We start from the raw sequence: 21,289 nt of genomic DNA, 5'->3' as shown, positions 1-21,289 counted from the left end.
TTTTCAACAGCCTCACCGGAAAGAATTTGATTAAACTCATGCGCCAACAAACCATATAATTCAAGCTCGTCCAGATTTTGCAAGGCGCCCCAAGTTAATATAATGACAATATCTTTTGAATGAAAACCCGCAGTCAGGGCATTTACCCCTACCTCATCGGGCAGTACATATAGCACAGGAGGTTCAAGAGCAAACTTTTTAGCCAGCTGATCGGAAATTTTTAAAGCGGAACTCTCTTCAGGCGTACTTTTAAGCAATACCAAGCGGCGCCCATTGAGCTGTTTGGCCAGTGAATGTCCGCCTTCACGAAACACATAAAACTCATAAGCGGCTGAGCCACCAATAATGAAAAACAGTAAAATGAGTAAATAAGGACTTAAAACATGCCAGACAATCGACTGGGTATAATCAAAAAAATGAACCGCAAGCCCAAGCGTAACATTGAGAATAAAGATGGTAAGCAGCATGGCAAGAAAACACATACTGATCGACCACATGATATTTTTATTTTCTATCAGATAGTGACGAACTTCTCTCAACTTGAAACAACCTTACTGCGCTTGTTTTGCCCCATCATAAAATAAAAAAGCGGGAAAAACCCGCTTTTTTATCAAGGAAACTCAGTGCTCATGAATTCCAGTTAAATCCACTGATGCCGCATCAATATTCACATCAATATAACCATCGGATTTCTTTTTCGCAGTGTCATTACGCTTTTGTTCAAGGTTTTCTAGGTAAGTATGGTCAATACCACCTGTGACATACACCCCATCAAATACTGAACAATCAAACTCACGCAAATCTGGTACTTTTGTGGTACGTACTGCACTCTTAAGATCATCTAAGTCTTGGAAAATCAAACGATCGGCACCAATGATTTCTTGAATTTCTTCAACACTACGCTGAGAGGCAATCAGCTCAGTTTTTGCCGGCATGTCAATACCATAGACATTTGGATATTTGACCATAGGCGCAGCTGAAGCGAAATACACTTTTTTTGCACCTGAATCACGCGCCATCTGGATGATTTCATTACACGTGGTACCACGTACAATCGAGTCATCAACCAACAAGACGTTTTTGCCTTTAAACTCAAGCTCGACCGGGTTGAGTTTCTGACGTACTGATTTTTTACGCTGCTGTTGCCCCGGCATAATAAAGGTACGACCGATATAACGGTTTTTCATGAAACCTTCGCGGAACTTCACACCCAGCATATTGGCCAGTTCGAGCGCAGAAGTACGGCTTGTATCTGGAATTGGAATGACCACATCAATTCCATGATCCTCACCCCATTCTTTTAGAATCTTGCTGGCAAGCTTCTCACCCATTTTTAAACGCGCTTTATAAACCGAAATCCCATCGATAATCGCATCTGGACGCGCAAAATAAACGTATTCAAAAATACATGGACGATGCTGTGGATCTGCCGCGCACTGCTTGGTGAACATTTCGCCTTGATCGTTAATGAAAATCGCCTCACCTGGCTGAATATCACGTTCAATTTTAAAGCCAAGTGCTGTAATCGCAACAGATTCAGACGCAATGATGTACTCAAGCCCTTTTTCTGTTTCACGCGAGCCATAAATCAGCGGACGGATACCGTTTGGATCACGAAAGCCGACCAGACCGTGTCCTGTGATCATCGCGACAACGCCATAGGCACCTTTACAGCGCTCATGAACACGGGAAACCGCATGAAAGACATCTTCTGCTGTTGGCGATAACTTGCCGCTTTTTTGCAATTCGTGTGCAAAAACATTCAGCAATACTTCAGAATCAGAATCGGTGTTCATATGACGCAAGTCTGTTTTAAACAAATCGTCATGAATATCCGCAGCATTGGTCAGGTTACCATTGTGCGCCAGCGTGATTCCGTAAGGTGAGTTCACATAAAATGGCTGTGCTTCTGCACTACTTGAAGAACCAGCTGTTGGGTAACGTACATGCCCGATGCCATAGTTCCCGATCAGTGCACGCATGTGACGGGTATGAAAAACGTCACGCACCATACCGTTGTCTTTACGCAAAAATAAACGACCATCATGACAAGTCACTATCCCAGCTGCATCTTGTCCCCGATGTTGCAACATCGTTAATGCATCAAACAACATTTGGTTAACTGGCGATTTACCGGCTATACCAACTACTCCACACATAGCAACCTCGCAGACAAGCTAGGATTAATAAAAAGGATTTTTCGTTGAATGGTCAGAATGGTCTTTGTCGACTCGATCTAGTTCTGCCACTTCATTTGAAGGTCGATGAAATAAACGACCTTCTGATGTCACTTCACGTATCGCTTCATTGGCTACATCTTTCGACAGCTCTGTTGCCAAAGGCGCATACGGCAATAAGGTTTGAATGACTTTAGATTGTTTCCAATGTGGAGAGGTTTCGACCCACGGACCTACACCTTGCATGGTAATCAAAACGATCATGAGGCCTTTTAACGTACCAAAAGCACCGCCTGCCATCCGATTGATTGGCCCCAATTTCATGCTCTTGAGTAATGTATCCAGTAGTGTAGTGACTAGCCAGGTCAAAACAATAATAACCAGCACAATGAAAGCGAACGCCGCGATTTTCTGAACCACGGGATCATGGCTTAACATCATCATGCTCGGTGCAAGGAGATTGGCATATTTTGCCGCGACAATCAGCGCAAATATCCAGCCAATCAAGTTCGCAAAGGCTTTAATAAATCCTTGTCGCAAACCGTTAAGCCCTCCAATGAGCAGAAATATCAGAATGATGATATCAAGCGTATTCATCGTTTAAGTTATGGCACTCACACATTGTTTAACTAATTCAGGTCCTGTATAGATGAGGCCACTATAGATTTGTACAAGGGTGGCACCTGCTTCTATTTTTGCTACAGCATGTTCACCTTGCGTAATTCCACCCACACCAATCAAAGGAATCTGTCCATTGAGCACCTCTGCAAATTGACGCAGACAAGCAGTACTCTTTTCAAAAACAGGTGCACCCGATAGACCACCCGCTTCATTTCCAAATGCAAGATTTTCAACGCCATCACGTGATAATGTGGTATTCGTGACAATCAGACCGTCAATTTTAAAGGTGATTAATTGTGCGGCTATAAAGTCGATATCTTCACGGCTTAAATCTGGCGCAACCTTAAGTACCAATGGCACATAATGATGATACTGCTCTGCAAGCTCAAGCTGACGTTGTTTTAATGTATCTAACAGTTCGGTCAGTGCATCGCCACTTTGCAGACTACGTAAATTTTTGGTGTTTGGAGAAGAAATATTGACTGTAATGTAGGACGCGTAATTATAAACTTTTTCTAAACAAATCAAATAGTCATCGACTGCATTTTCAACAGGTGTATCGGCATTTTTTCCGATATTAATCCCTAAAATGCCTTTGAATTTTGAAGCCTTCACATTTTCGACGAGCTGATCGACACCGTCATTATTGAAACCCATACGGTTTATAATGGCTTTGGCTTCAGGAATACGAAACAAGCGTGGCTGCGGATTACCTGTTTGCGGGCGAGGCGTGATCGTCCCGATTTCAATAAATCCAAACCCAAGTGCCGCAAGCGCATCAATATATGCGCCATTTTTATCGAGCCCAGCAGCTAAGCCTACTGGATTTGGGAACTCTATCCCCATGCAGGTGACTGGTTTTGCGTCAATTTTCTGACGAATGAATCCCATTTTATGGGCAGATTTTAAAAGCGATAGCGTTAAGTCATGTGCACGCTCGGGTGCCATAGAAAACAACAAAGGGCGAGCAAGCGAATATAACATAAGCAGTCAAAGTCTATAGCTTTTTGAGGTGCGTCTATTATAGGCACAGGCGCCACAAAACGCCATGCTTGCAGGGGCTTTATTTTAGCGGGTTAATGCACTGTCGCCGTTAATTTAATCTGATTATTTACAGAAACTAATTCCATCTTTTCAATACTTAAGCCCGTTTGAGTTAACTGCATTAAAAAATTCGCCAAGACTGCATAACTTTGATGTTGCGCAACGATTTGTAACGTTTCCCCTACTTGCTGTGCCGAAACACTCACCCCCTGCTGCTGAGAAACGCGTTGCACTTTTTCCGTAAGACTCAATTGCGTATCGGTCGAGGGTTTAAGTGATGCTGCATTGGTCTGCATCCAGACCATTTGGTCTTTGAGCACATTCAAACGTTGCTGTTGTCCATCTGCAAGGTGATGCATCATCCAGAGTGACCAGCCAATCGCAACAATTGCAACAAAAAGGCTGGTGAAGATCACCAGATAGCGTTCTCGCACCGACATTCGTTCGAGTGCCTGCTGTACGGTTTCCATTTTTTGCTCAAAAGCACTTTGCAACTGATTCATGATTTTCATTATTGTATTTTTACCATTCCCAATGAGCCTGCACCATTGGCCTGTACTTGCCCTAACTCTGCCTTGAAACCTTGCTGATTAAGCTGCTTGGTCAGATTTTGTAAATCATCTGACGAATTTGCCTTAAGCTGCATCGTCAACACATTGGCCTCATAATTCACTTGTTGAGCAGAAATCTGGCGTTGCATCAGAATCGGGCCAACCCGACTTAACAAGTTTAATGCATTGGTATCGCCAGCCTGATTCAGGCGAAGCTGACTTTCAAATAAACTTTTTATATTTTGCTCAGTGATTCGGCCATTATCGCCAAACCATTCTTTGTACTGGGCAATTGACTGCTCTGCGGTTTGGTTCGCCACTTTTTTAAGTTGTACCCAACGAAGCAAATCATAACTAAACTGCACCAATATTACCGCCGCCAATATTACTGCACATACTTTCCAGTATGACGAGACTGTGACGGTACTTTTAGGTTTAGGCAACACATTCAGCGGATGCTGTTTGGCTTTTAAAACTGGCTGAAACTGATATTCAAATACTTCATGCTCAGCTTCAGGAGTCGAGGTAAGAAGTGCATCAAACTGTGCTTCGCTCAGATTGGCATACTTATAGTGTGCAACCAAAGGTGTCAAGCTTACAAATAACCCCACATCTTCAATACTTGCGCCAGCAAATTCATGCGTTCTGGCTAATGTATGCTGATGTACGTTTGCAAGTATGATTTGATCGGGCTGAGGTACAGGTAACAATAAAAAGTCTGGTAAAAGTGCAATCAGCTTTATAGGCAACAAACTTAAAGATTGCTGCCAAAGTTGCAATGATGATAAAGCAACCCCCATGACAGTGAGCGAATCTGGTGCCTTGAAATGATGCACAATCTGCATTTGATCGATAGGTAAAGTCACATACTCTTCGAGCAAATAGCGTATGCCATCTGGACCCAATTGCTTTACATGCTGTTTTGAGATTTTCTGCTGTATAAGCTGAATGTTTCGGCTCGAAAAATACACGACTGCTTCTTGCCTCTGAAAAGGCTGAAGCTCATGTATAAGCTGTTCAAGATTGCTTGCCGATTGCCAATCATTACCTGTTGACCACAGCCATGCCCCGTCCGCTTCTGGCATCCATATATACAGCATAAATTTTTTACTACCGTTTAATTTTCTTTATATCGTAGGTACAAAGCTTTTTTCTTGCGATGACAATCCATTGGCAATCACAGTTTGATGATAAAGACGTGCTTCTGCAAGCGCAAAAGGATTAAAATGCTCGTGGGTCAATTGCTCTGCAATATGTCCCACAACATTCATATGACACACCACCACAATCGACTCAAAAGGTAATTGTGCCAGCCATTCAATTGCATCTTTGGCATCATCTTCAGGCTTGATTTTATCACATATCAAAACTGGCACATTTGGAAAAATCTGCTGTATATGTTGTAGTGTTTCTTGCGCACGAAGTAGAGGACTCACCACAAAAATCTCAGGATTAATCTGCTCTTTAAGAAACTGGGCAGTTTGTTTGGCCTGTGCGTGCCCCAGTGCCGTAAGTGGTCGTGTCATATCATTTCCGTCAAGCGCTGGAGATGCTTCTCCATGACGAACTAAAGTAAGTTGCATAACAATTCCTTAAAAATTATCGCGTTATTATATCGGCTGTTTGTTACATTTATTCTTCAAACCTGATGATGCGGTAATACAAACTCAACATCACTGCGGTGTCCGTTTTTCATGAGGGCCAAAGCAATATTTAAAGGTGGCGCACCTTCAAAAATCACTTCATATAATGCATTGGTAATCGGCATATAAACATCTAACTCCTGTGCACGAGTACGCACTTGCACGATGGTATTGATGCCCTCCGCGGTTTGTCCTAGAGCCTTAACGGCTTCATCTAAGGTTTTACCTGAACCTAAAGCATAACCAATCTGATAATTACGGCTCAGCGGGCTATTACAGGTTGCAAACAGATCGCCCACACCAGAAAGCCCTAAAAAGGTCAATGGATTAGCACCCAGCTTCACGGCAAAGCGACTCATTTCAGCCAGTGCACGGGTAATAATCATACTTTTGGTATTTTCACCAATATTATGCGCGACCGCCATACCCATAGCGATTGCATAAATATTTTTGAGCGCCCCACCAAGCTCTACGCCGTGTACATCGTCACTTCCGAACACACGAAACAGAGCACTATGCAATGCATGCTGAACCGCATAACGAACCAGTTCAGAGTCGCTTGCAATAACAGTACCAGATGGCATGCCGGCGACAATTTCTTTGGCAAGATTTGGACCAGATAACACACCATAAGGGACTTCGGGTAACTCGTTTCGAATAATTTCGCTCATAAAGCTAAATGAATTGGCTTCAATGCCTTTAGTGAGTGAAATTACAGCCTGCGCGCTAATAAAGGGTGAAATCTGCTTGATGACTTCGCGAAAAGAATGGCTTGGAATAGCCACCAAAATAATATCGCGATCACGCACCGCAAGCTCAAGATCAGAAACTGCTTTTAATCCTGCCTCTAAGTTAAAGTCCGGTAAGTATCGCTGGTTAATGTGTGTATGATTGATTTCATCTGCCATGCTCTGATCACGAATCCAGATCATGGTGTCACAGCCATTACGGGTGGCCAGATTGGCCATTGCCGTACCAAAACTTCCCCCACCCAAAACGGTTACACGCAGCGCGGTTTTCTGATCCACTGCAACGGGCTCTACAAGATCAGTAAATTTCAAATCGGTCATGCTTAATCCTGTTTTTTATTTTTTAGCGAGTCGGCCACTGGGTCACGTAATCTTCAATTTTCACCTCAGCGCGCGGTGAAATAGATTTGGCAGCTGTTCCGACGTAAATAATACCAGAGATTAAGTCACGCGCTTCAAGACCTAAATACTGTTTTAACCAGGTTGATTCAATCACTGCACCAGTGCGCCACATTGTCGAGAAACCTTGTGCCTGTAGTGACAACAAAAAATTTTGAATGGCAGCACCCGTACTTAAAGTTTGTTCAAATAAAGGGACTTTAGGATGATCTTGATAGTGCGTTGCTGCAATCACCAGTAATGGCGCACGAAATGGATGCTGCTTCACACGATCTAACTGATTTGGATCGGTTTCACCAAGATCTTCTAATGCCTGTACTAACGCTTCGCCAAATGCAGCACGCTGCTCTGTATCAATCACAAAAAAACGTGTCGGTTTTAATCGATGATGATCAGGTGCGGTCAATGCAGCTTGAAAAGCTTGATTTAACTGTTGTGCTGAAGGTGCAGGCTCAGTTAGCTGTCCAATCGATTGACGTTGATGAATTACATGATGAATTTGGCTGGCGTCTAACTCTGTCATTTATATTAAATCTAAATCATAAAACTCAAGTTAGAGTAGCACATTCGCAATGTATTGCTCTATGTTCAACTTGAGCTTTTCACAAGATTTCTATTGTCATTTCATCCAAGATGCATAACCGCATCAAAACCTATACAACACCTAAAACGTAAGCTGCAAAAAAAATGTTCAAATACAGAAGTGTCTTAAAAATCGAGTAATGAGAAAATGAACTACAAAATATTAAGTACTTTGCTGGCAGGTGGTATTTTGGTGCTGTCTGGTTGTGCCACCACCCCATCTGCAACAAATGCCATCATGCTGGCAAATAATCAATACGAAGTCACCGGAATTGGCAAATCTAATTTAATTGCAAAAAATAATGCGGTGGCTGCTGCAAATAAAACCTGTGTGCGTAGCACACCAGTGATTGTAGATGAAAAAACCGAATACAATGGCGTCTTAAAAGGTGTCGTCGATGAGCAAACCGGTAAAATAGTGGAAGCCGCTGCTGGCGTGATTGGTACACTAGCAGGCAAAAATGCATCTCTCGCTAAAGATGATGACTATCAGACCACGCTTAAATTTTACTGTAAGTCCAATTAAGCACTCCAAAAACAAAAAAGATCCCACTTTAGGGATCTTTTTTTGGGCTCAGCCTCTTAAGCTTAGCAATAACCTTCAATTCGAGTCAGCGGTAATTTCTTTCCAATCGCTTTTTCGATTTCTGGCAAATAAAACGCATCGTCTTCTGAAAGAAAACTAATACTTACACCTTGCGTTCCTGCACGACCTGTACGACCAATCCGGTGCACATAGTCATCAGACTGCTCTGGCAAAGTAAAGTTGACCACATGTGATACACCATCCACATGAATACCACGACCAGCAACATCGGTTGCAATCATGATGTTGTTCTTACCCTGCTTAAACTGTTCGAGCATTTTAAGACGCTTATCTTGAGCAATTTCACCCGACAACATTCCCACTTTGTAGCCATCCTTTTTAAGATGATCATACAAGCGGCGTACCTGATCACGACGATTGGCAAAAATCATGACTTTATCAATCGGCTCTTCGCGCAAAATATCTTGCAAAAGACGATATTTGTCCTGTTTTGCAACCACGTAAACACGCTGCTCGACATCGTTATTGGTTTTTTGCTCAGGTTCAATTTCTACTGTAACCGGCTCATGCAACCACTGACGCGCCAAATTTAGAACATCATAACTGAATGTTGCCGAGAACATGAGGGTTTGACGTTGTTCTTTACGTGGCGAAAAACGCACAATACGTTTTACAGATGGAATGAATCCCATGTCCAGTAAGCGATCGGCTTCATCAATCACCAGAAATTCGATTTGATCCAACCAAACTTCTTTTTGCTCGACAAAATCAATCAAACGACCGGGGGTCGCCACCAGAATATCCAGAACTTTTTCGTTGAGGGGTTTCTTTTGTTTGTCGAAATCGACACCACCCACCAAAGTGAGTAAATTTAACCCTGTGAAGCGAGTCAACTCTTTTGCATCACTTTCGATTTGCAAAGCCAGTTCACGCGTTGGTGCAAGAATCAGTGCACGTGGCTCACCACGGTAGCGCTGTTCTTTAATGGGGTTATTCAACAAATCATTGATTACACTGATCAGAAAGGCAGCGGTTTTACCCGTTCCCGTTTGCGCTCGACCAATTGCGTCATGCCCTGCCAATGTATATTTTAAAACCTTTTGCTGAATTGGGGTCATTTGTGTAAACCCTAATGCATCAATCGCTTTTTTCAGTTGCGGATGTAAATTCAAGGTTTCAAAACCAGATACCATAAACTCGTGCTCTAACGTTAATCACTCTGATGTAGTCAGTAGTATAAAACAAAAACGCTCCAATTTAAAAAATTGGAGCGTCAGTCAATCAATTAGATTGATTAGTCTAAAGGCTGAACGTTTTCAGCCTGAAAACCTTTTTGACCTTGTACAACGCTGAATTCTACGCGTTGACCATCACGAAGTGAACGATGGCCATCACCCATAATTGCACGGAAATGAACGAATACGTCATCACCGCCATTGCGTTGAATAAAGCCAAAGCCCTTGGTATCGTTAAACCACTTTACTACACCTTGTTCACGAGCTGTCATAAGTCAATCCTCAGAAGTTAAATTAAAGGACCTTCCGGTGTTGCAAACAGCATAGCAAACAAGATTCAAAATTCTTTGTTATTTCAAAGCTTGTAATCATTCTGTAAAACTATCAACAATTTCCCGGTTACATCCATTTGTTAAAGGGTTAATAACAATTATTTTTGATAACGCATAAATCCTAAAACCACTCGAGATTAACATGGGTTGATCACAATTAATAGATTTATTTTTGCTATTTATCTTCATTTTTTAATTAAATTTTTTATCGACTTGATCGGGAATTTTTTTAGCAGTTTGATTGTGGTTTTTACCTGTGCTTGATTTTCTGCTAGAGTAGCTTTTCAAGTGTGCAACCCATCGTTTTTATTGATGCAAGATTCAGTTTCTTCACTTTCTATTATTGAGATTAATGCCATGGGTCAACCCTGCCCTATGCCGCTATTGATGCTCAAACGTCAACTTAAAAAGACAACCGGCCCTCAAGTCTTTAAACTTTTGTCATCTGACCCGCACAGTGAAATTGATGTAACACGATATTGCCAAATCAATCAACTGGCTTGTAAATTGACTAAAATTTCAGACCACGAATTTCATTACTTGATTGAATCTTAATCATTTATTATTTAACATATTGCGCTTAGTGCCTATAAAACTTTACATTTCTCTACCCAATCTTTCTTAATTATGAAGATGCTTCACATTAAGATGTTTTTATTGGTTATACCATCCTATAAGGAGTACTCATGAGTGACAGCAGCAATCAGTTGATGCCCCTGTCATTATCTGCGCCCGGTGTAAATTTAGGTGCCTATATCAGCACCGTAAACCAAATCCCAATTCTGACTGCCGAGCAGGAAAAAGAGCTGGCTGAACGTTACTACTACGATCAAGATCTTGATGCAGCTAAATTGCTGGTGATGTCTCATCTTCGTTTCGTGGTGCACATCGCGCGTAGTTATGCAGGCTATGGTCTACCTCAAGGCGACCTTATCCAGGAAGGAAATCTAGGTTTGATGAAAGCGGTAAAACGCTTTGATCCGAATATGGGCGTGCGTCTTGTTTCCTTTGCTGTGCATTGGATTAAAGCAGAAATTCATGAATACGTGATTCGCAACTGGCGTATCGTTAAGATCGCCACCACGAAAGCTCAGCGAAAACTGTTTTTCAATCTGCGTAGCTTAAAAAAATCCAGCAAAAAACTGACTCTCGAAGAAGCACAATCAATCGCCAATGATTTGAATGTGACACCAGAGCAAGTATTGGAAATGGAAGGTCGTTTAACTGCCTACGATGCGGCTTTTGAAGCGCAAGGCGACGATGACGATGATTCATCCACCCACGTTGCACCTGCACTGTATTTAGAAGATAGTCGTTACGACCCTGCACGACTGGTTGAAGACGAAGACTACGAAGAGCAAAGTTCAAGCGCGTTACACGAAGCAATGAACCAGCTCGATGATCGTTCGAGGAATATCTTACAACGACGCTGGTTAGACGACGATAAATCGACCTTGCATGAACTTGCGGCCGAGTACAACGTATCTGCAGAGCGTATTCGTCAGCTAGAAAAAAATGCCATGGAAAAAATCAAGGTGGCAATGTCTGCAACCTAGTTTGACCGATGATGAAAAACTTAAGGGCCAAGTGCCCTTTTGTTTTGTTTGACTATTTTGAGCTTTCCCTTTTTATGCTAAGGTTCTAGCGTCTTTTTCTTAAGAATAGTGCGCTTATGTGGATCGCAGTTTCAGCGGTTAATCTGGCTCTAGCCGTGATATTAGGCGCCTTTGGTGCGCACGGTTTAAAAGCACATGCATCTGTAGATCAGCTTGGTTGGTGGCAGACCGCAACCGACTATTTCTTTTATCATGCGCTGGGGCTTTTGCTACTGGGCGTACTTTCCAAAACCTATTCACAGCTCCCTATTAAGCTTCCGTTTCTTTTGATTCAGACCGGAATTCTATTTTTCTGTGGCTCCTTGTATATCATGGCGCTTGGCATGCCCCGTATTTTGGGCGCGATTACGCCAATTGGTGGCGCACTCATGATTGCAGGCTGGTTTGTACTGGCTTGGAATGCGACGAAATATGCAAAGTAATCAGGAATATTAATGCAGATTTATCTCAACGGCGCGCCAAAAGATACCGCGTGCCAAAACCTATATGAGCTCATACAAGAGCTTGCGCTTGAAGGTAAACGGTTTGCGGTAGAACTGAACGAACAAATCGTTCCTAAAAGCAAATTGGCGCAATACCAGTTATCAGATCAAGATCGAATTGAAATTATTCACGCTGTTGGTGGCGGTTAAAAACGGAGCTTTTCATGCAAGACACCCCTTTGATTATTGGTTCACGCCAGTTTCAATCTCGTCTTTTAGTCGGTACAGGTAAATACAAAGACCTACATGAAACCGATTTGGCCATCCAGGCCAGTGGTGCCGAAATTGTCACCGTTGCAATTCGTCGCGTTAATATTGGACAACACGCAGACCAACCTAACCTGCTCTCGGTCATTCCACCCGAAAAGTACACGATTTTACCCAATACAGCCGGATGCTTTGATGCAGATAGTGCAATTCGCACCTGCATGTTGGCACGCGAACTGCTCGATGGCCACAATTTGGTGAAGCTTGAGGTCCTTGGCGATCAGCAAACACTTTATCCGAATGTCACACAAACCATCAAAGCTGCACGTACGCTGATTGATGATGGCTTTGAGATCATGGTATATACCTCTGATGATCCAATCGTCGCGCAAGAACTTGAAAGCATGGGCTGTGTTGCCATTATGCCTTTGGGCAGCCTAATCGGATCAGGACTGGGGATTTTAAATCCACATACTATTTCGATTATCAAAGAAAATGCCAAAGTTCCTGTGCTGGTCGATGCGGGTGTTGGTACAGCAAGTGATGCTGCCATTGCCATGGAACTCGGCTGTGATGGTGTTTTGATGAATACGGCAATTGCCGCTGCACAGCAACCTATTCTCATGGCATCTGCCATGAAAAAAGCAATTGAAGCAGGCCGTGAAGCTTATTTGGCAGGCCGTATGCCACGTAAACGTATGGCTAATGCCAGTTCCCCAGAAACTGGTTATTTCTTTAAATAGTACGTACTATTAATTATATTGAAAATTTTCAAAGGATTCTTCGGAATCCTTTTTCGTAAGAAGAATGAGAGCAAGCACAAATGCGAAAAATAATAATGGGTCTTTTAAGTGTAAGTTTTACAACAGTTACTTTTGCGAGTTCCGATCAGAAAAACTATCAACAGTTTGTACCTAAAGACTGGAAGATCATCGAAATAGCTCGTGGTGATTTAAATCATGATGGCATGGAAGATATCGTATTGGTAATTGAGGAAAATAATCGCAAAAATATAATTCATAATGATGGATTTGGAAGCTCTAATCTCAACACCAATCCAAGAGCTTTGTTGGTGTTATTCAAAACAGCTCAGGGTTATCAGTTAATCAGTAAAAATAAAAAACTTCCTAGTGAAAATGATGCAGACTCGCCTTGTCTTGCAGATCCACTCGATGATGGTGCTGTAACGATTGCAAAAGGTATTTTAAAAATCAATTTACATTATTGGCTCAGTTGCGGCTCGTGGTATGTGACCAACAATACATTTAGCTTCCGCTACCAGAATCAAGGTTTCAAATTAATTGGTTTTGATCAAATGAGTTTTCATCGGGCTTCTGGTGAGGAAAGTTCATTGAGCATTAATTTTTCTACTGGAAAAATGAAAAAAACCACAGATAAAAATGAGTTTGAGGAGAGTATTCAGCCCGCAAAATTCGAATGGAAAAATCTAAAAAAACAATATGATTTAAAATTGGAATCTATTAATTTTAAAGAACCACCAGAATTTGAATAAAAAAACACCTCAATTACTTGAGGTATTTTTTCTGCGTATAGTTAAGCAATCAAGCCTTCATCGCGCATCGCAATTTGTACAGACTGTCGTTCTGCAACCTTATCACGGATCGCATTGATATGTTGATAAGGACTCAAATCATGTCCAATACTTTTTGACCAGTTGGTAATGACGAATAAATAGGCATCTGCCGGGCCAAAGTTATCATCGACCAAGTAATCATTTTCAGATTCACTGATGGTTTTATCAATGTGCGTGAGCAGACGATCGACTTCTTTATAAGCTTTGCTTTTTGCTTCACCTTCAAGTGGCCCACCAAAAAATACCGCATAGGCATCGTGCAATTCAGAATTCAGATAACCAAGCCATTCAAGTACTTTGGCACGCCCCATTCCCGATGGTGGAATTAAATCTTGCTTCGGATCGTGCTGGGCTAAAAAGGGTAAAATTGCAACATTTTCAGTCAAGATCAATCCAGGATTAATTTCCAGTGCTGGTACATATCCTTTTGGATTGATGTCGTAATAATTTGCACCTTTTTCTGTTTGATGCGTTTTAAGGTTAACTTTTTCTAAATCAAAGTCGACATTAATTTCATTTAAAATAATATGTGCTGCGAGTGAACATGCGCCTGGTGAATAATACAACTTCATATGGGATCCTTGTTATCTAACTATTTTATGTTCTAAAACGCTTCGAAGTCACATGCAAGGGCTATATAAACTTCCTTACAAAAGTCGATCTAAGAAAAATCTTTATACTCTACTATTAATCAAAAAAAATTCGTCGCGCAAGCGATATTGTGTGTGATCTGCTCAAAATATGAGTGAACACAATACTTCTGGCCGGGCAACAGAATGTAAGACATAGAGATCGGCATGAGCAGCTTATCCAGCAACTTTAAATGATTGATGATGCCTTGATGATCAACCGCCAATAGTTTGTCTATAAAATAATCTACAAGATACACGTGACAAATACATGAAGGCATCCAATGAGACGAGTCATTTCCTATTAATGCTTGCTTAGTCTTGTTGAAGCTGTGATTAGCGTTTGACTTACCCCCCTAAGCATTTAAAATACGGCATCTGAATTTTTAGTATCATCAAAATCATGTCGACCGATCAGTTAGAAACGCAGATTACTGAACTGGATAATTTGCCTGAACACCGAGAAATTGTGACGTTTATGCGCCGCGCTGCGCCATTGAATACTTCACAGCGTACAGCTTTAGAGCAATATCAAGCACTGATTTTGGAATATCCGGTAGGTGATTTACGCCAGCATTTTGAACATCCTGAACGCCCATTGACAGTCGAAATTGGTTTTGGAATGGGTCGTTCTTTAGTCTTAATGGCAAAAGCAAATCCTGAGCGTAACTTTGTTGGTATTGAAGTACATGTACCGGGGATCGCCCAGTGCGTTTATGAAGCAGGAATGGCCGAACTTAAAAATTTACGCGTACTTGATGCAGATGCCATTCAGGTTTTGCGTGAAATGCCGGATAACAGCATTAACTGTATCCAGCTTTACTTCCCAGATCCGTGGCAGAAAAAACGCCACTTTAAGCGTCGTTTTGTTGCTCATGAGCGTATGGAACTGGTCGAACAAAAACTGGAGCTTGGCGGTACTTTCCATGCTGCAACAGACTGGGAACCCTACGCTGAGTGGATGCTGGATGTTCTTGACAACCGCCCTGCTTTAGAAAACCTTGCAGGTAAGGGTAATAGTTATCCACGCCCAGAATGGCGCCCACAAACCAAGTTTGAACGTCGCGGTTTAGAAGCTGGTCACAAGATTAATGACTTTATTTTTAAGAAAATTGGTTAAGTCTATTTTGAGCTAAATCAGCATCAATCATGAAAAGGCATCTGATTTGAAAAATGAGATGCCTTTTTTATGTCAAACTTTTTCAAACATCGTACCGAAAACTGTTAAATCTTATCAATGCGACGATTTATAATCGCTTGACTCAGCAATTGATAAGTTTCTGCCAAATCTGGACGTTTGGCTTGACTCAGTAAATCTTGATGCATATTTAGAATATTTTGGTCATTTCGCACCGCAGGTCCAGTTTGTACCAATGCTGGATCGTGCAACGTGGCTTTACGCGCAGTTTCAAGTATCAATGGATAAAGCAATGAAAAATCGACGTGTTGTTGATCGACAATTTGCTTCGCCGCATCATAACAATAGTTCGTAAAGTTACAGGCAAAAACAGCGGCTAGATGCAGACTTAAACGTTGCTCAGAATTATAGTGATAGACTTTATTACTTAGGCTATTTGCGATTGCTTCAAGATGTTTTAATCCCTCATCAGTTGAAGCTTCAATAAAGAATGGTGTCTCAGACCAGTCTACCTCGCGCTCAAAGCTAAAGGTTTGCAACGGATAAAATACCCCCGCATTGGCATGCTGCTGTGTGAGCTGTTGTATTGAAGTACTGCCAGAGGTATGCACAATGAAGGTATTGGGCAAATATGGATGCACAGCCTGAATTACGCTTGAAATGGCGTGATCGCTAACCGAAATAATGAGTAAATCGATAGATGCATCAAGCTGCTCAAATTGATGAATCGGTTCTGCACCAACACGGCACGCTAAAGTTTTTGCGTGTTCAACATCACGACTCATAATTTGCACGATCTGGTGCTGCGATGCACACGCGCTAGCTAAATGGGTGGCGACTTTGCCCGAACCAATAAAACTAATACGCATCTTTCAATCATCTATTTCGCCAAAATAGCGCTAAGCATGCCAATAAAAAAAGGACGAATCAATCGCCCTTTTTTATGATCTTGTATATGAATCAAACCTATATCTAAGGTAGAAAGGTCTGAACTACTTTTCCAGTTAGATTTTGATTGAGCAACGGCGTATTTTTACCCTGCGATAAAATGGTGGTTTTATCAACTTTCCACTCAAGCGCTGGATCAACCAATACCCAGCCTTTTTCATTTAACCAGCGCTCTTGCATATTGGCTACGCGTGCCGGTGCTACAGTCACTTTCTCTACCCATTCCAGAGGTTCAAACAGCCCCTCTTGAATGAGTTGCACACCCAAAGCGATATAGGTATCAAATGCACTAATACCGGGTAAGGTTTCAGCGAATGGCATCATTTTTGCTGAGCTACTCAGTGGCTCGTGATGTGTACAAATCGCGTCAATCACGCCTGATTTAAGTGCGTCACGTAAGGCTACTTTATCTGCTTCCGAGCGAAGTGGCGGTCTTACGTGCGCTAAAGTATTAAACCCATCAATTAACGCTTCGGTTAAATGTAATTGATGCATCGCCACATCTGCCGTGACAGGCAGACCTTTTGCTTTAGCCGCACGGATCAGCTCAATCGACTGTGCTGAAGATAATAATCCAAAATGCGCACGCACTCCGGTCGCTTCAATCATGATTAAGTATTTGGCAATTGCAATGGTTTCTGCAATGACAGGAATCATCGGCAGGCCTTGGCGAGATGCAATAAATCCTTCATGCACACAACCATCTTTGGCAATCTGTGGTTCTTCAGGATAGAACACCACCGTCAAACCTAAACCGGCTGCATATTCTAAGGTCCGAATCACCACGTCATCGTTTTCAAATGCAGCATTGGCATTTGAAACTGCTGTACATCCACCTTTTTTAAGTGCTGCCATATTGGCTGGCTGACGTCCCAATAACCCTTGGGTTTGTGCGCCAATAATATGCAAATGAAACTTGCCATCAGTCCATGCTTTTTCAATTAGACCATGAATTAACGCACCGTTATCTTGTACGATCGGCTGAGAGTCTGGCGGCGTGATCACATGGAGAATACCGTTTTCACGTGCCGCTTTACCTTCGGATTTTAGCGTGCCGTGTTGCTGCTGACCTGGCTCTCGAACGCGCGCACATAAATCCACCATGGTCGGCATTAACCATTTGCCCTGAGCATCAATCTGCTCATCGATCTGATCAAGCGAATCGACACGCTGTCCGTTTTGAAGATATACCGTTGTTATAACATCAATTTGCGCGACAGGATCTAACAAACGAACATTTTCAAGTTTTACATTACTCATGAATAGACCCTTAGTTTGCGATTGCTTCAATTAAACCTTGTGCTTGTGCCTGACCTTGCATGGCCAACGCCAGTACGGCCATACGCACAGCAATTCCGTTAGTCACCTGATTCAGAATCACGGATTGTGGTCCATCTGCAATCGCAGAATCAATTTCTACACCGCGGTTCATTGGCCCTGGATGCATCACGATACAATCTGGTTGAGCAAGAGCCAAGCGCTCTTGATTCAGACCATACATACGATAAAATTCTGCCTGAGATGACAGCGCTGGCGAATCGATTCGCTCATTTTGAATACGTAATGCAATAATCACATCACAATCTTTTACGCCATCATCCATTTTATTGAATAAACGCACATGATCGCCATATTCATCGAATCCAACAGGCAGTAGTGTATTTGGCGCAATCACGCGAATGTCACGACATCCCAGAGTTTGTAAAGCCGCAATATCTGATCGTGCAACACGCGAGTGTTTAATATCGCCAATAATTGCGACTTTTAAATCTTCAAACGGTTTTTTGGTTTCACGGCGAATGGTCAGCATATCGAGCATTGCCTGCGTTGGATGTGCATGACGCCCATCACCTGCATTGATAATCGCAATATTCGGACATACATCTTTGGCAATAAAATGTGCAGCACCCGAAGACGAGTGACGTACCACAAAAATATCCGCTGCCATGGCTTCAAGGTTCCAAAGCGTATCGCGTAGCGTCTCACCTTTTGAGGTGCTTGAACGTGCAATATCGATATTCAGTACATTGGCAGACAAACGCTTTGCTGCGGCTTCAAATGTGGTGCGTGTCCGAGTTGAGTTTTCAAAAAACAGGTTCATTACCGTGCGCCCTTCAAGTAAAGGTGTGGTAATCAGTTGATTTTGATCATTGAAAAAGGATTGCGCGGTGTCGAGGATTTTTGTAAGAGTTTCTTTAGACAGACCTTCGATGGTCAGGAAGTGCTTCAAATTGCCCTGCTGGTTGAGCTGAATCTGACTCGGAGAATGCAAAGCTGCCAGATGCATGAGAGATTCCTTATACGTTAAGTTAAGGCATTATACAGATATTTTTTCACCACAGGCAGATGCTGTTTTTGGCAATTGTTGTTTTCTAGATCAATTATGAAAAGAAATACAATAAAAATAAGTACCTAATAAATCATAATAAAATTTGTTTTCTATTTTTTAGAATTATGTATTTTAAAAATGTAAAATCAAGATGATCAACATTTGAATAAAAAAGAGGATTTCGAATTTAAAGACCAAGTTTTAAGGCACAAAATACGCTAAAATAACCGATTGCTTTTGCTGCTTTTGGGAAATTGAATGAACTCATCACAACGTCTTTCTACATATTGGGTAACCTGTGCGGATGGACTGGAAACCTTACTTCAACAAGAATTACAAGGTTTAGGTATTGAGAAAACTGAGCGTTTTGCAGGCCGTTTAATTCTCCAAGGCACTTTAGAGCAAGCCTATCGTATCTGTATGTGGTCGCGTTTGGCCTCACGCGTTCTTAAACCCATTCATACCTTTGAACTTGAACATACTCACGATGCACGTGATGTTGCAGAGGAGCTATATGAAGGTGCGATAAGTTTTGACTGGTCACTTATCTTTGCACCGCAAAGCACCTTTGCAATCCGTTTGCATGTCGAACGCGAAATTAAAGTAAATTCACAGTTTGCCACTTTACGTGTAAAAGACGGCGTGGTTGATTCCTTTATGGAAGCAGTTGGGCGACGTCCGAGCATCGATACCAAACAACCAGAAATTACCTTGTTTGTTTTGGCAGGTAAAACCGAACATACCTACTGCCTCGATCTTTCAGGCGACTCCCTGCATAAACGCGGCTATCGTCGTTATATGACCGACGCGCCAATCAAAGAAAACCTCGCTGCTGCAATTTTGCAAAAAGCGCAGTTAAAAACGCTGAATCCTGATCTGATTTTAGACCCAATGTGTGGTTCGGGTACGTTTATCATCGAATCACTGATGATTTTAACCGACCGTGCCCCAGGCTTGGTGCGCCGCTTTGGATTTAATGGCTGGCATGGCCATGACCGCGATTTATGGTTATCGCTTAAAGCCGAAGCCACTGAGCGACATGAAGCAGGTTTGGCGCAACCATTACCGAAATTCTTTGCCTACGATGCCGACTGGGAGGCCGTAAAAGCCACTCGTCAAAATATTGTCGCTGCCGGATTTGAACAGCTTCTAGATCAGATTCAGATTGAAGAACGTACCTTAGCCGACTGGCCTGCATTCGATGCTGAAAACAAAACTGCGTTTATTGTGACAAACCCGCCATATGGCGAGCGTCTAGGTGATAAAGCATCGAATCGTGCTTTATATCTCGGTTTGTCTGCCCTGCTACAACAATATTTTCCAAACCAGCACACCGCAGTGATTGCTGCTCAAGTTGAGCAAGCCGATGTACTGGCGCTTAGTGAGCCTGAAACACTACGTCTGATGAATGGTAAATTGCCAATTTACATTCGTTTTGGTCAGATCAAGCCATTAAGCAATAGCCAACCGTTTTTAACCAATTGGCATGCAGACCCTGTTGAAGTTGAGGGTGCACAAGATTTTGCGAATCGCTTGCAAAAAAACATGGCGGCTTTGAAAAAATGGGCAGTGAAGGAACAAGTGTATTGCTTGCGTTTATATGATGCCGATCTTCCAGACTTTAACGTCGCAGTCGATTTGTATGGTGATCGCCTGCATGTTCAGGAATATGCACCACCCAAAACCATCGACCCAGAAAAAGCCAAGAAACGCTTTAATTTAGCTTTGGCTGCGATTCGTGCAGTTACTGGTTTACCTCGTGATGCCGTATTTATCAAAACACGCGCACGTCAGGAAGGAAAAAACCAGTACACCAAACAAAGTACCGCGTCTAAACGTTTTGTCGTACAAGAAGGCAAAGCCAAAATTTTGGTGAACTTGACAGATTACCTCGACACCGGACTTTTCCTCGACCATCGTCAGATGCGTTTACGCATTGCGAATGAAGCCCGTGGTAAGCACTTCCTCAACTTGTTTAGCTATACCTCGACAGCCAGCTTGCATGCTGCCTTGGGTGGCGCAGCCAGTACTACCAGTGTCGATCTATCGAATACCTACATCAACTGGTCAAAAGAAAACTTTGTACTCAACGGACTCACTGTTGACCATGCAGACGAACAGCATATGTTCTTTGCCAGTGACTGTTTTGAATGGCTCAAAGAGGGTCATGAGCAATATGACCTGATTTTTATCGACCCGCCGACCTTCTCAAACTCTAAGAAGTTTTATGGGACGTTCGATGTGCAACGTGACCATGTGTCATTATTAAAACGTGCCATGAACCGTTTAAGCCCAGAAGGTACGTTGTACTTTTCAAATAACTATCGTGGCTTTGAATTGGATGAAGAGATCGAAGCTGTCTTTTATGCACAGGAAATCACCAACGATACCATCGGTCTAGATTTCAAACGCAATCAAAAAATTCATCGTGCATGGAAAATTCAACATCCGCACATGGGTTAATCT

General features: G+C 42.3%; 23 protein-coding genes and 1 pseudogene. 9 read left to right on the top strand and 15 right to left on the bottom strand.

Annotated features, from left to right (window positions below; genetic code table 11):
• The 9 genes and pseudogenes from ADA42_RS05815 to ADA42_RS05775 all read right to left on the bottom strand — a co-directional run.
• Positions 1 to 539, bottom strand: a pseudogene (locus ADA42_RS05815) (peptidase M48); the annotation flags it as partial.
• Between the two features lie 81 nt (positions 540 to 620).
• Positions 621 to 2,159, bottom strand: a complete 1,539-nt coding sequence (gene purF / locus ADA42_RS05810; protein WP_004936661.1) for an amidophosphoribosyltransferase — start codon at positions 2,157 to 2,159, stop codon at positions 621 to 623.
• Positions 2,160 to 2,183: 24 nt separating this feature from the next.
• Positions 2,184 to 2,774, bottom strand: coding sequence for a CvpA family protein (locus ADA42_RS05805; RefSeq protein WP_048764050.1), 591 nt, complete (start codon positions 2,772 to 2,774; stop codon positions 2,184 to 2,186).
• Positions 2,775 to 2,777: 3 nt separating this feature from the next.
• Positions 2,778 to 3,782, bottom strand: a complete 1,005-nt coding sequence (locus ADA42_RS05800; protein WP_048764048.1) for a quinone-dependent dihydroorotate dehydrogenase — start codon at positions 3,780 to 3,782, stop codon at positions 2,778 to 2,780.
• Positions 3,783 to 3,874: 92 nt separating this feature from the next.
• Complete coding sequence (gspM, locus tag ADA42_RS05795) at positions 3,875 to 4,354, bottom strand: type II secretion system protein GspM (RefSeq protein WP_004936651.1); 480 nt, start codon at positions 4,352 to 4,354, stop codon at positions 3,875 to 3,877.
• Positions 4,354 to 5,493, bottom strand: coding sequence for a type II secretion system protein GspL (gspL, locus tag ADA42_RS05790; protein WP_048764047.1), 1,140 nt, complete (start codon positions 5,491 to 5,493; stop codon positions 4,354 to 4,356). The genes gspM and gspL overlap by 1 nt, the downstream gene beginning before the upstream one ends.
• A 27-nt stretch (positions 5,494 to 5,520) precedes the next feature.
• Positions 5,521 to 5,976 (bottom strand): phosphohistidine phosphatase SixA, encoded by a 456-nt coding sequence (gene sixA / locus ADA42_RS05785; protein WP_048764045.1) that lies wholly within the window; start codon positions 5,974 to 5,976, stop codon positions 5,521 to 5,523.
• Positions 5,977 to 6,032: 56 nt separating this feature from the next.
• Positions 6,033 to 7,106: an NAD(P)H-dependent glycerol-3-phosphate dehydrogenase gene (locus tag ADA42_RS05780; protein ID WP_004936643.1), complete on the bottom strand. Its 1,074-nt coding sequence runs from the start codon at positions 7,104 to 7,106 to the stop codon at positions 6,033 to 6,035.
• 22 nt (positions 7,107 to 7,128) lie between these two features.
• Complete coding sequence (locus ADA42_RS05775) at positions 7,129 to 7,707, bottom strand: nitroreductase family protein (protein ID WP_048764044.1); 579 nt, start codon at positions 7,705 to 7,707, stop codon at positions 7,129 to 7,131.
• Between the two features lie 207 nt (positions 7,708 to 7,914).
• Here ADA42_RS05775 and ADA42_RS05770 point away from each other — a divergent pair, with 207 nt between their 5' ends.
• On the top strand, positions 7,915 to 8,292 hold the full coding sequence (locus ADA42_RS05770) for a hypothetical protein (protein WP_004936637.1): 378 nt from the start codon (positions 7,915 to 7,917) through the stop codon (positions 8,290 to 8,292).
• Between the two features lie 62 nt (positions 8,293 to 8,354).
• On the opposite strand, the gene rhlB is transcribed toward ADA42_RS05770, so the two are convergent.
• A complete protein-coding gene (gene rhlB / locus ADA42_RS05765; protein WP_004936633.1) occupies positions 8,355 to 9,506 on the bottom strand; it encodes an ATP-dependent RNA helicase RhlB in 1,152 nt (383 codons plus the stop codon).
• Positions 9,507 to 9,607: 101 nt separating this feature from the next.
• Positions 9,608 to 9,820: a cold-shock protein gene (locus ADA42_RS05760; protein ID WP_004653893.1), complete on the bottom strand. Its 213-nt coding sequence runs from the start codon at positions 9,818 to 9,820 to the stop codon at positions 9,608 to 9,610.
• Positions 9,821 to 10,192: 372 nt separating this feature from the next.
• Between ADA42_RS05760 and ADA42_RS05755 the strand changes: the two genes are divergently transcribed.
• The 6 genes from ADA42_RS05755 (at position 10,193) to ADA42_RS05730 (ending at position 13,698) form a co-directional block, all read left to right on the top strand.
• Positions 10,193 to 10,435: a sulfurtransferase TusA family protein gene (locus ADA42_RS05755; protein ID WP_048764036.1), complete on the top strand. Its 243-nt coding sequence runs from the start codon at positions 10,193 to 10,195 to the stop codon at positions 10,433 to 10,435.
• A gap of 131 nt (positions 10,436 to 10,566) precedes the next feature.
• On the top strand, positions 10,567 to 11,436 hold the full coding sequence (gene rpoH / locus ADA42_RS05750; RefSeq protein WP_004936628.1) for an RNA polymerase sigma factor RpoH: 870 nt from the start codon (positions 10,567 to 10,569) through the stop codon (positions 11,434 to 11,436).
• A gap of 116 nt (positions 11,437 to 11,552) precedes the next feature.
• Positions 11,553 to 11,918, top strand: coding sequence for a DUF423 domain-containing protein (locus ADA42_RS05745; protein WP_004946532.1), 366 nt, complete (start codon positions 11,553 to 11,555; stop codon positions 11,916 to 11,918).
• 12 nt (positions 11,919 to 11,930) lie between these two features.
• Positions 11,931 to 12,128 carry a sulfur carrier protein ThiS gene (gene thiS / locus ADA42_RS05740; protein WP_004936622.1) on the top strand — a complete coding sequence of 66 codons (198 nt, stop codon included), beginning with the start codon at positions 11,931 to 11,933 and terminating at the stop codon, positions 12,126 to 12,128.
• Positions 12,129 to 12,142: 14 nt separating this feature from the next.
• A complete protein-coding gene (locus ADA42_RS05735) occupies positions 12,143 to 12,928 on the top strand; it encodes a thiazole synthase (protein WP_025094830.1) in 786 nt (261 codons plus the stop codon).
• 80 nt (positions 12,929 to 13,008) lie between these two features.
• Entirely contained in the window at positions 13,009 to 13,698 is a 690-nt protein-coding gene (locus tag ADA42_RS05730) for a hypothetical protein (RefSeq protein WP_048764034.1), read from the top strand.
• Positions 13,699 to 13,739: 41 nt separating this feature from the next.
• Here ADA42_RS05730 and ADA42_RS05725 read toward each other — a convergent pair whose 3' ends face one another.
• The gene (locus ADA42_RS05725) at positions 13,740 to 14,351 is read right to left on the bottom strand and encodes a glutathione binding-like protein (protein WP_004936615.1); all 612 of its coding nucleotides are present in this window, start codon (positions 14,349 to 14,351) and stop codon (positions 13,740 to 13,742) included.
• Between the two features lie 460 nt (positions 14,352 to 14,811).
• Between ADA42_RS05725 and trmB the strand changes: the two genes are divergently transcribed.
• A complete protein-coding gene (gene trmB / locus ADA42_RS05720) occupies positions 14,812 to 15,528 on the top strand; it encodes a tRNA (guanosine(46)-N7)-methyltransferase TrmB (protein WP_025094828.1) in 717 nt (238 codons plus the stop codon).
• A gap of 104 nt (positions 15,529 to 15,632) precedes the next feature.
• Here trmB and ADA42_RS05715 read toward each other — a convergent pair whose 3' ends face one another.
• The 3 genes from ADA42_RS05715 to ADA42_RS05705 all read right to left on the bottom strand — a co-directional run bounded on the left by ADA42_RS05715 (position 15,633) and on the right by ADA42_RS05705 (position 18,781).
• On the bottom strand, positions 15,633 to 16,415 hold the full coding sequence (locus ADA42_RS05715) for a Rossmann-like and DUF2520 domain-containing protein (protein ID WP_048764033.1): 783 nt from the start codon (positions 16,413 to 16,415) through the stop codon (positions 15,633 to 15,635).
• Positions 16,416 to 16,518: 103 nt separating this feature from the next.
• Entirely contained in the window at positions 16,519 to 17,754 is a 1,236-nt protein-coding gene (locus ADA42_RS05710; RefSeq protein WP_048764031.1) for a dihydroorotase, read from the bottom strand.
• Positions 17,755 to 17,764: 10 nt separating this feature from the next.
• Positions 17,765 to 18,781, bottom strand: coding sequence for an aspartate carbamoyltransferase catalytic subunit (locus tag ADA42_RS05705; protein WP_004936609.1), 1,017 nt, complete (start codon positions 18,779 to 18,781; stop codon positions 17,765 to 17,767).
• A gap of 300 nt (positions 18,782 to 19,081) precedes the next feature.
• Between ADA42_RS05705 and rlmKL the strand changes: the two genes are divergently transcribed.
• Positions 19,082 to 21,286, top strand: coding sequence for a bifunctional 23S rRNA (guanine(2069)-N(7))-methyltransferase RlmK/23S rRNA (guanine(2445)-N(2))-methyltransferase RlmL (gene rlmKL, locus ADA42_RS05700; RefSeq protein ID WP_048764029.1), 2,205 nt, complete (start codon positions 19,082 to 19,084; stop codon positions 21,284 to 21,286).
• Positions 21,287 to 21,289: the final 3 nt, after the last annotated feature.

It is taken from the genome of Acinetobacter sp. 243_ASPC, from assembly GCF_001054715.1.
Taxonomy (GTDB): domain Bacteria; phylum Pseudomonadota; class Gammaproteobacteria; order Pseudomonadales; family Moraxellaceae; genus Acinetobacter; species Acinetobacter soli.
Note: the sequence above shows the minus strand (reverse complement) of the source record. Positions and strands in the feature narration are given on the sequence as shown.

Coding starts and splice junctions, on each gene's coding strand:
- ADA42_RS05770 (WP_004936637.1), top strand. CDS start 7,915: ATGAACTACAAAATATTAAGTACTTTGCTGGCAGGTGGTATTTTGGTG.
- ADA42_RS05730 (WP_048764034.1), top strand. CDS start 13,009: ATGCGAAAAATAATAATGGGTCTTTTAAGTGTAAGTTTTACAACAGTT.
- purF (WP_004936661.1), bottom strand. CDS start 2,159: ATGTGTGGAGTAGTTGGTATAGCCGGTAAATCGCCAGTTAACCAAATG.
- ADA42_RS05705 (WP_004936609.1), bottom strand. CDS start 18,781: ATGCATCTGGCAGCTTTGCATTCTCCGAGTCAGATTCAGCTCAACCAG.
- ADA42_RS05760 (WP_004653893.1), bottom strand. CDS start 9,820: ATGACAGCTCGTGAACAAGGTGTAGTAAAGTGGTTTAACGATACCAAG.
- ADA42_RS05725 (WP_004936615.1), bottom strand. CDS start 14,351: ATGAAGTTGTATTATTCACCAGGCGCATGTTCACTCGCAGCACATATT.
- gspL (WP_048764047.1), bottom strand. CDS start 5,493: ATGCTGTATATATGGATGCCAGAAGCGGACGGGGCATGGCTGTGGTCA.
- sixA (WP_048764045.1), bottom strand. CDS start 5,976: ATGCAACTTACTTTAGTTCGTCATGGAGAAGCATCTCCAGCGCTTGAC.
- ADA42_RS05800 (WP_048764048.1), bottom strand. CDS start 3,782: ATGTTATATTCGCTTGCTCGCCCTTTGTTGTTTTCTATGGCACCCGAG.
- ADA42_RS05780 (WP_004936643.1), bottom strand. CDS start 7,106: ATGACCGATTTGAAATTTACTGATCTTGTAGAGCCCGTTGCAGTGGAT.
- thiS (WP_004936622.1), top strand. CDS start 11,931: ATGCAGATTTATCTCAACGGCGCGCCAAAAGATACCGCGTGCCAAAAC.
- ADA42_RS05755 (WP_048764036.1), top strand. CDS start 10,193: ATGCAAGATTCAGTTTCTTCACTTTCTATTATTGAGATTAATGCCATG.
- ADA42_RS05710 (WP_048764031.1), bottom strand. CDS start 17,754: ATGAGTAATGTAAAACTTGAAAATGTTCGTTTGTTAGATCCTGTCGCG.
- gspM (WP_004936651.1), bottom strand. CDS start 4,354: ATGAAAATCATGAATCAGTTGCAAAGTGCTTTTGAGCAAAAAATGGAA.
- rhlB (WP_004936633.1), bottom strand. CDS start 9,506: ATGGTATCTGGTTTTGAAACCTTGAATTTACATCCGCAACTGAAAAAA.
- ADA42_RS05745 (WP_004946532.1), top strand. CDS start 11,553: ATGTGGATCGCAGTTTCAGCGGTTAATCTGGCTCTAGCCGTGATATTA.
- ADA42_RS05735 (WP_025094830.1), top strand. CDS start 12,143: ATGCAAGACACCCCTTTGATTATTGGTTCACGCCAGTTTCAATCTCGT.
- ADA42_RS05775 (WP_048764044.1), bottom strand. CDS start 7,707: ATGACAGAGTTAGACGCCAGCCAAATTCATCATGTAATTCATCAACGT.
- ADA42_RS05715 (WP_048764033.1), bottom strand. CDS start 16,415: ATGCGTATTAGTTTTATTGGTTCGGGCAAAGTCGCCACCCATTTAGCT.
- rpoH (WP_004936628.1), top strand. CDS start 10,567: ATGAGTGACAGCAGCAATCAGTTGATGCCCCTGTCATTATCTGCGCCC.
- rlmKL (WP_048764029.1), top strand. CDS start 19,082: ATGAACTCATCACAACGTCTTTCTACATATTGGGTAACCTGTGCGGAT.
- ADA42_RS05805 (WP_048764050.1), bottom strand. CDS start 2,774: ATGAATACGCTTGATATCATCATTCTGATATTTCTGCTCATTGGAGGG.
- trmB (WP_025094828.1), top strand. CDS start 14,812: ATGTCGACCGATCAGTTAGAAACGCAGATTACTGAACTGGATAATTTG.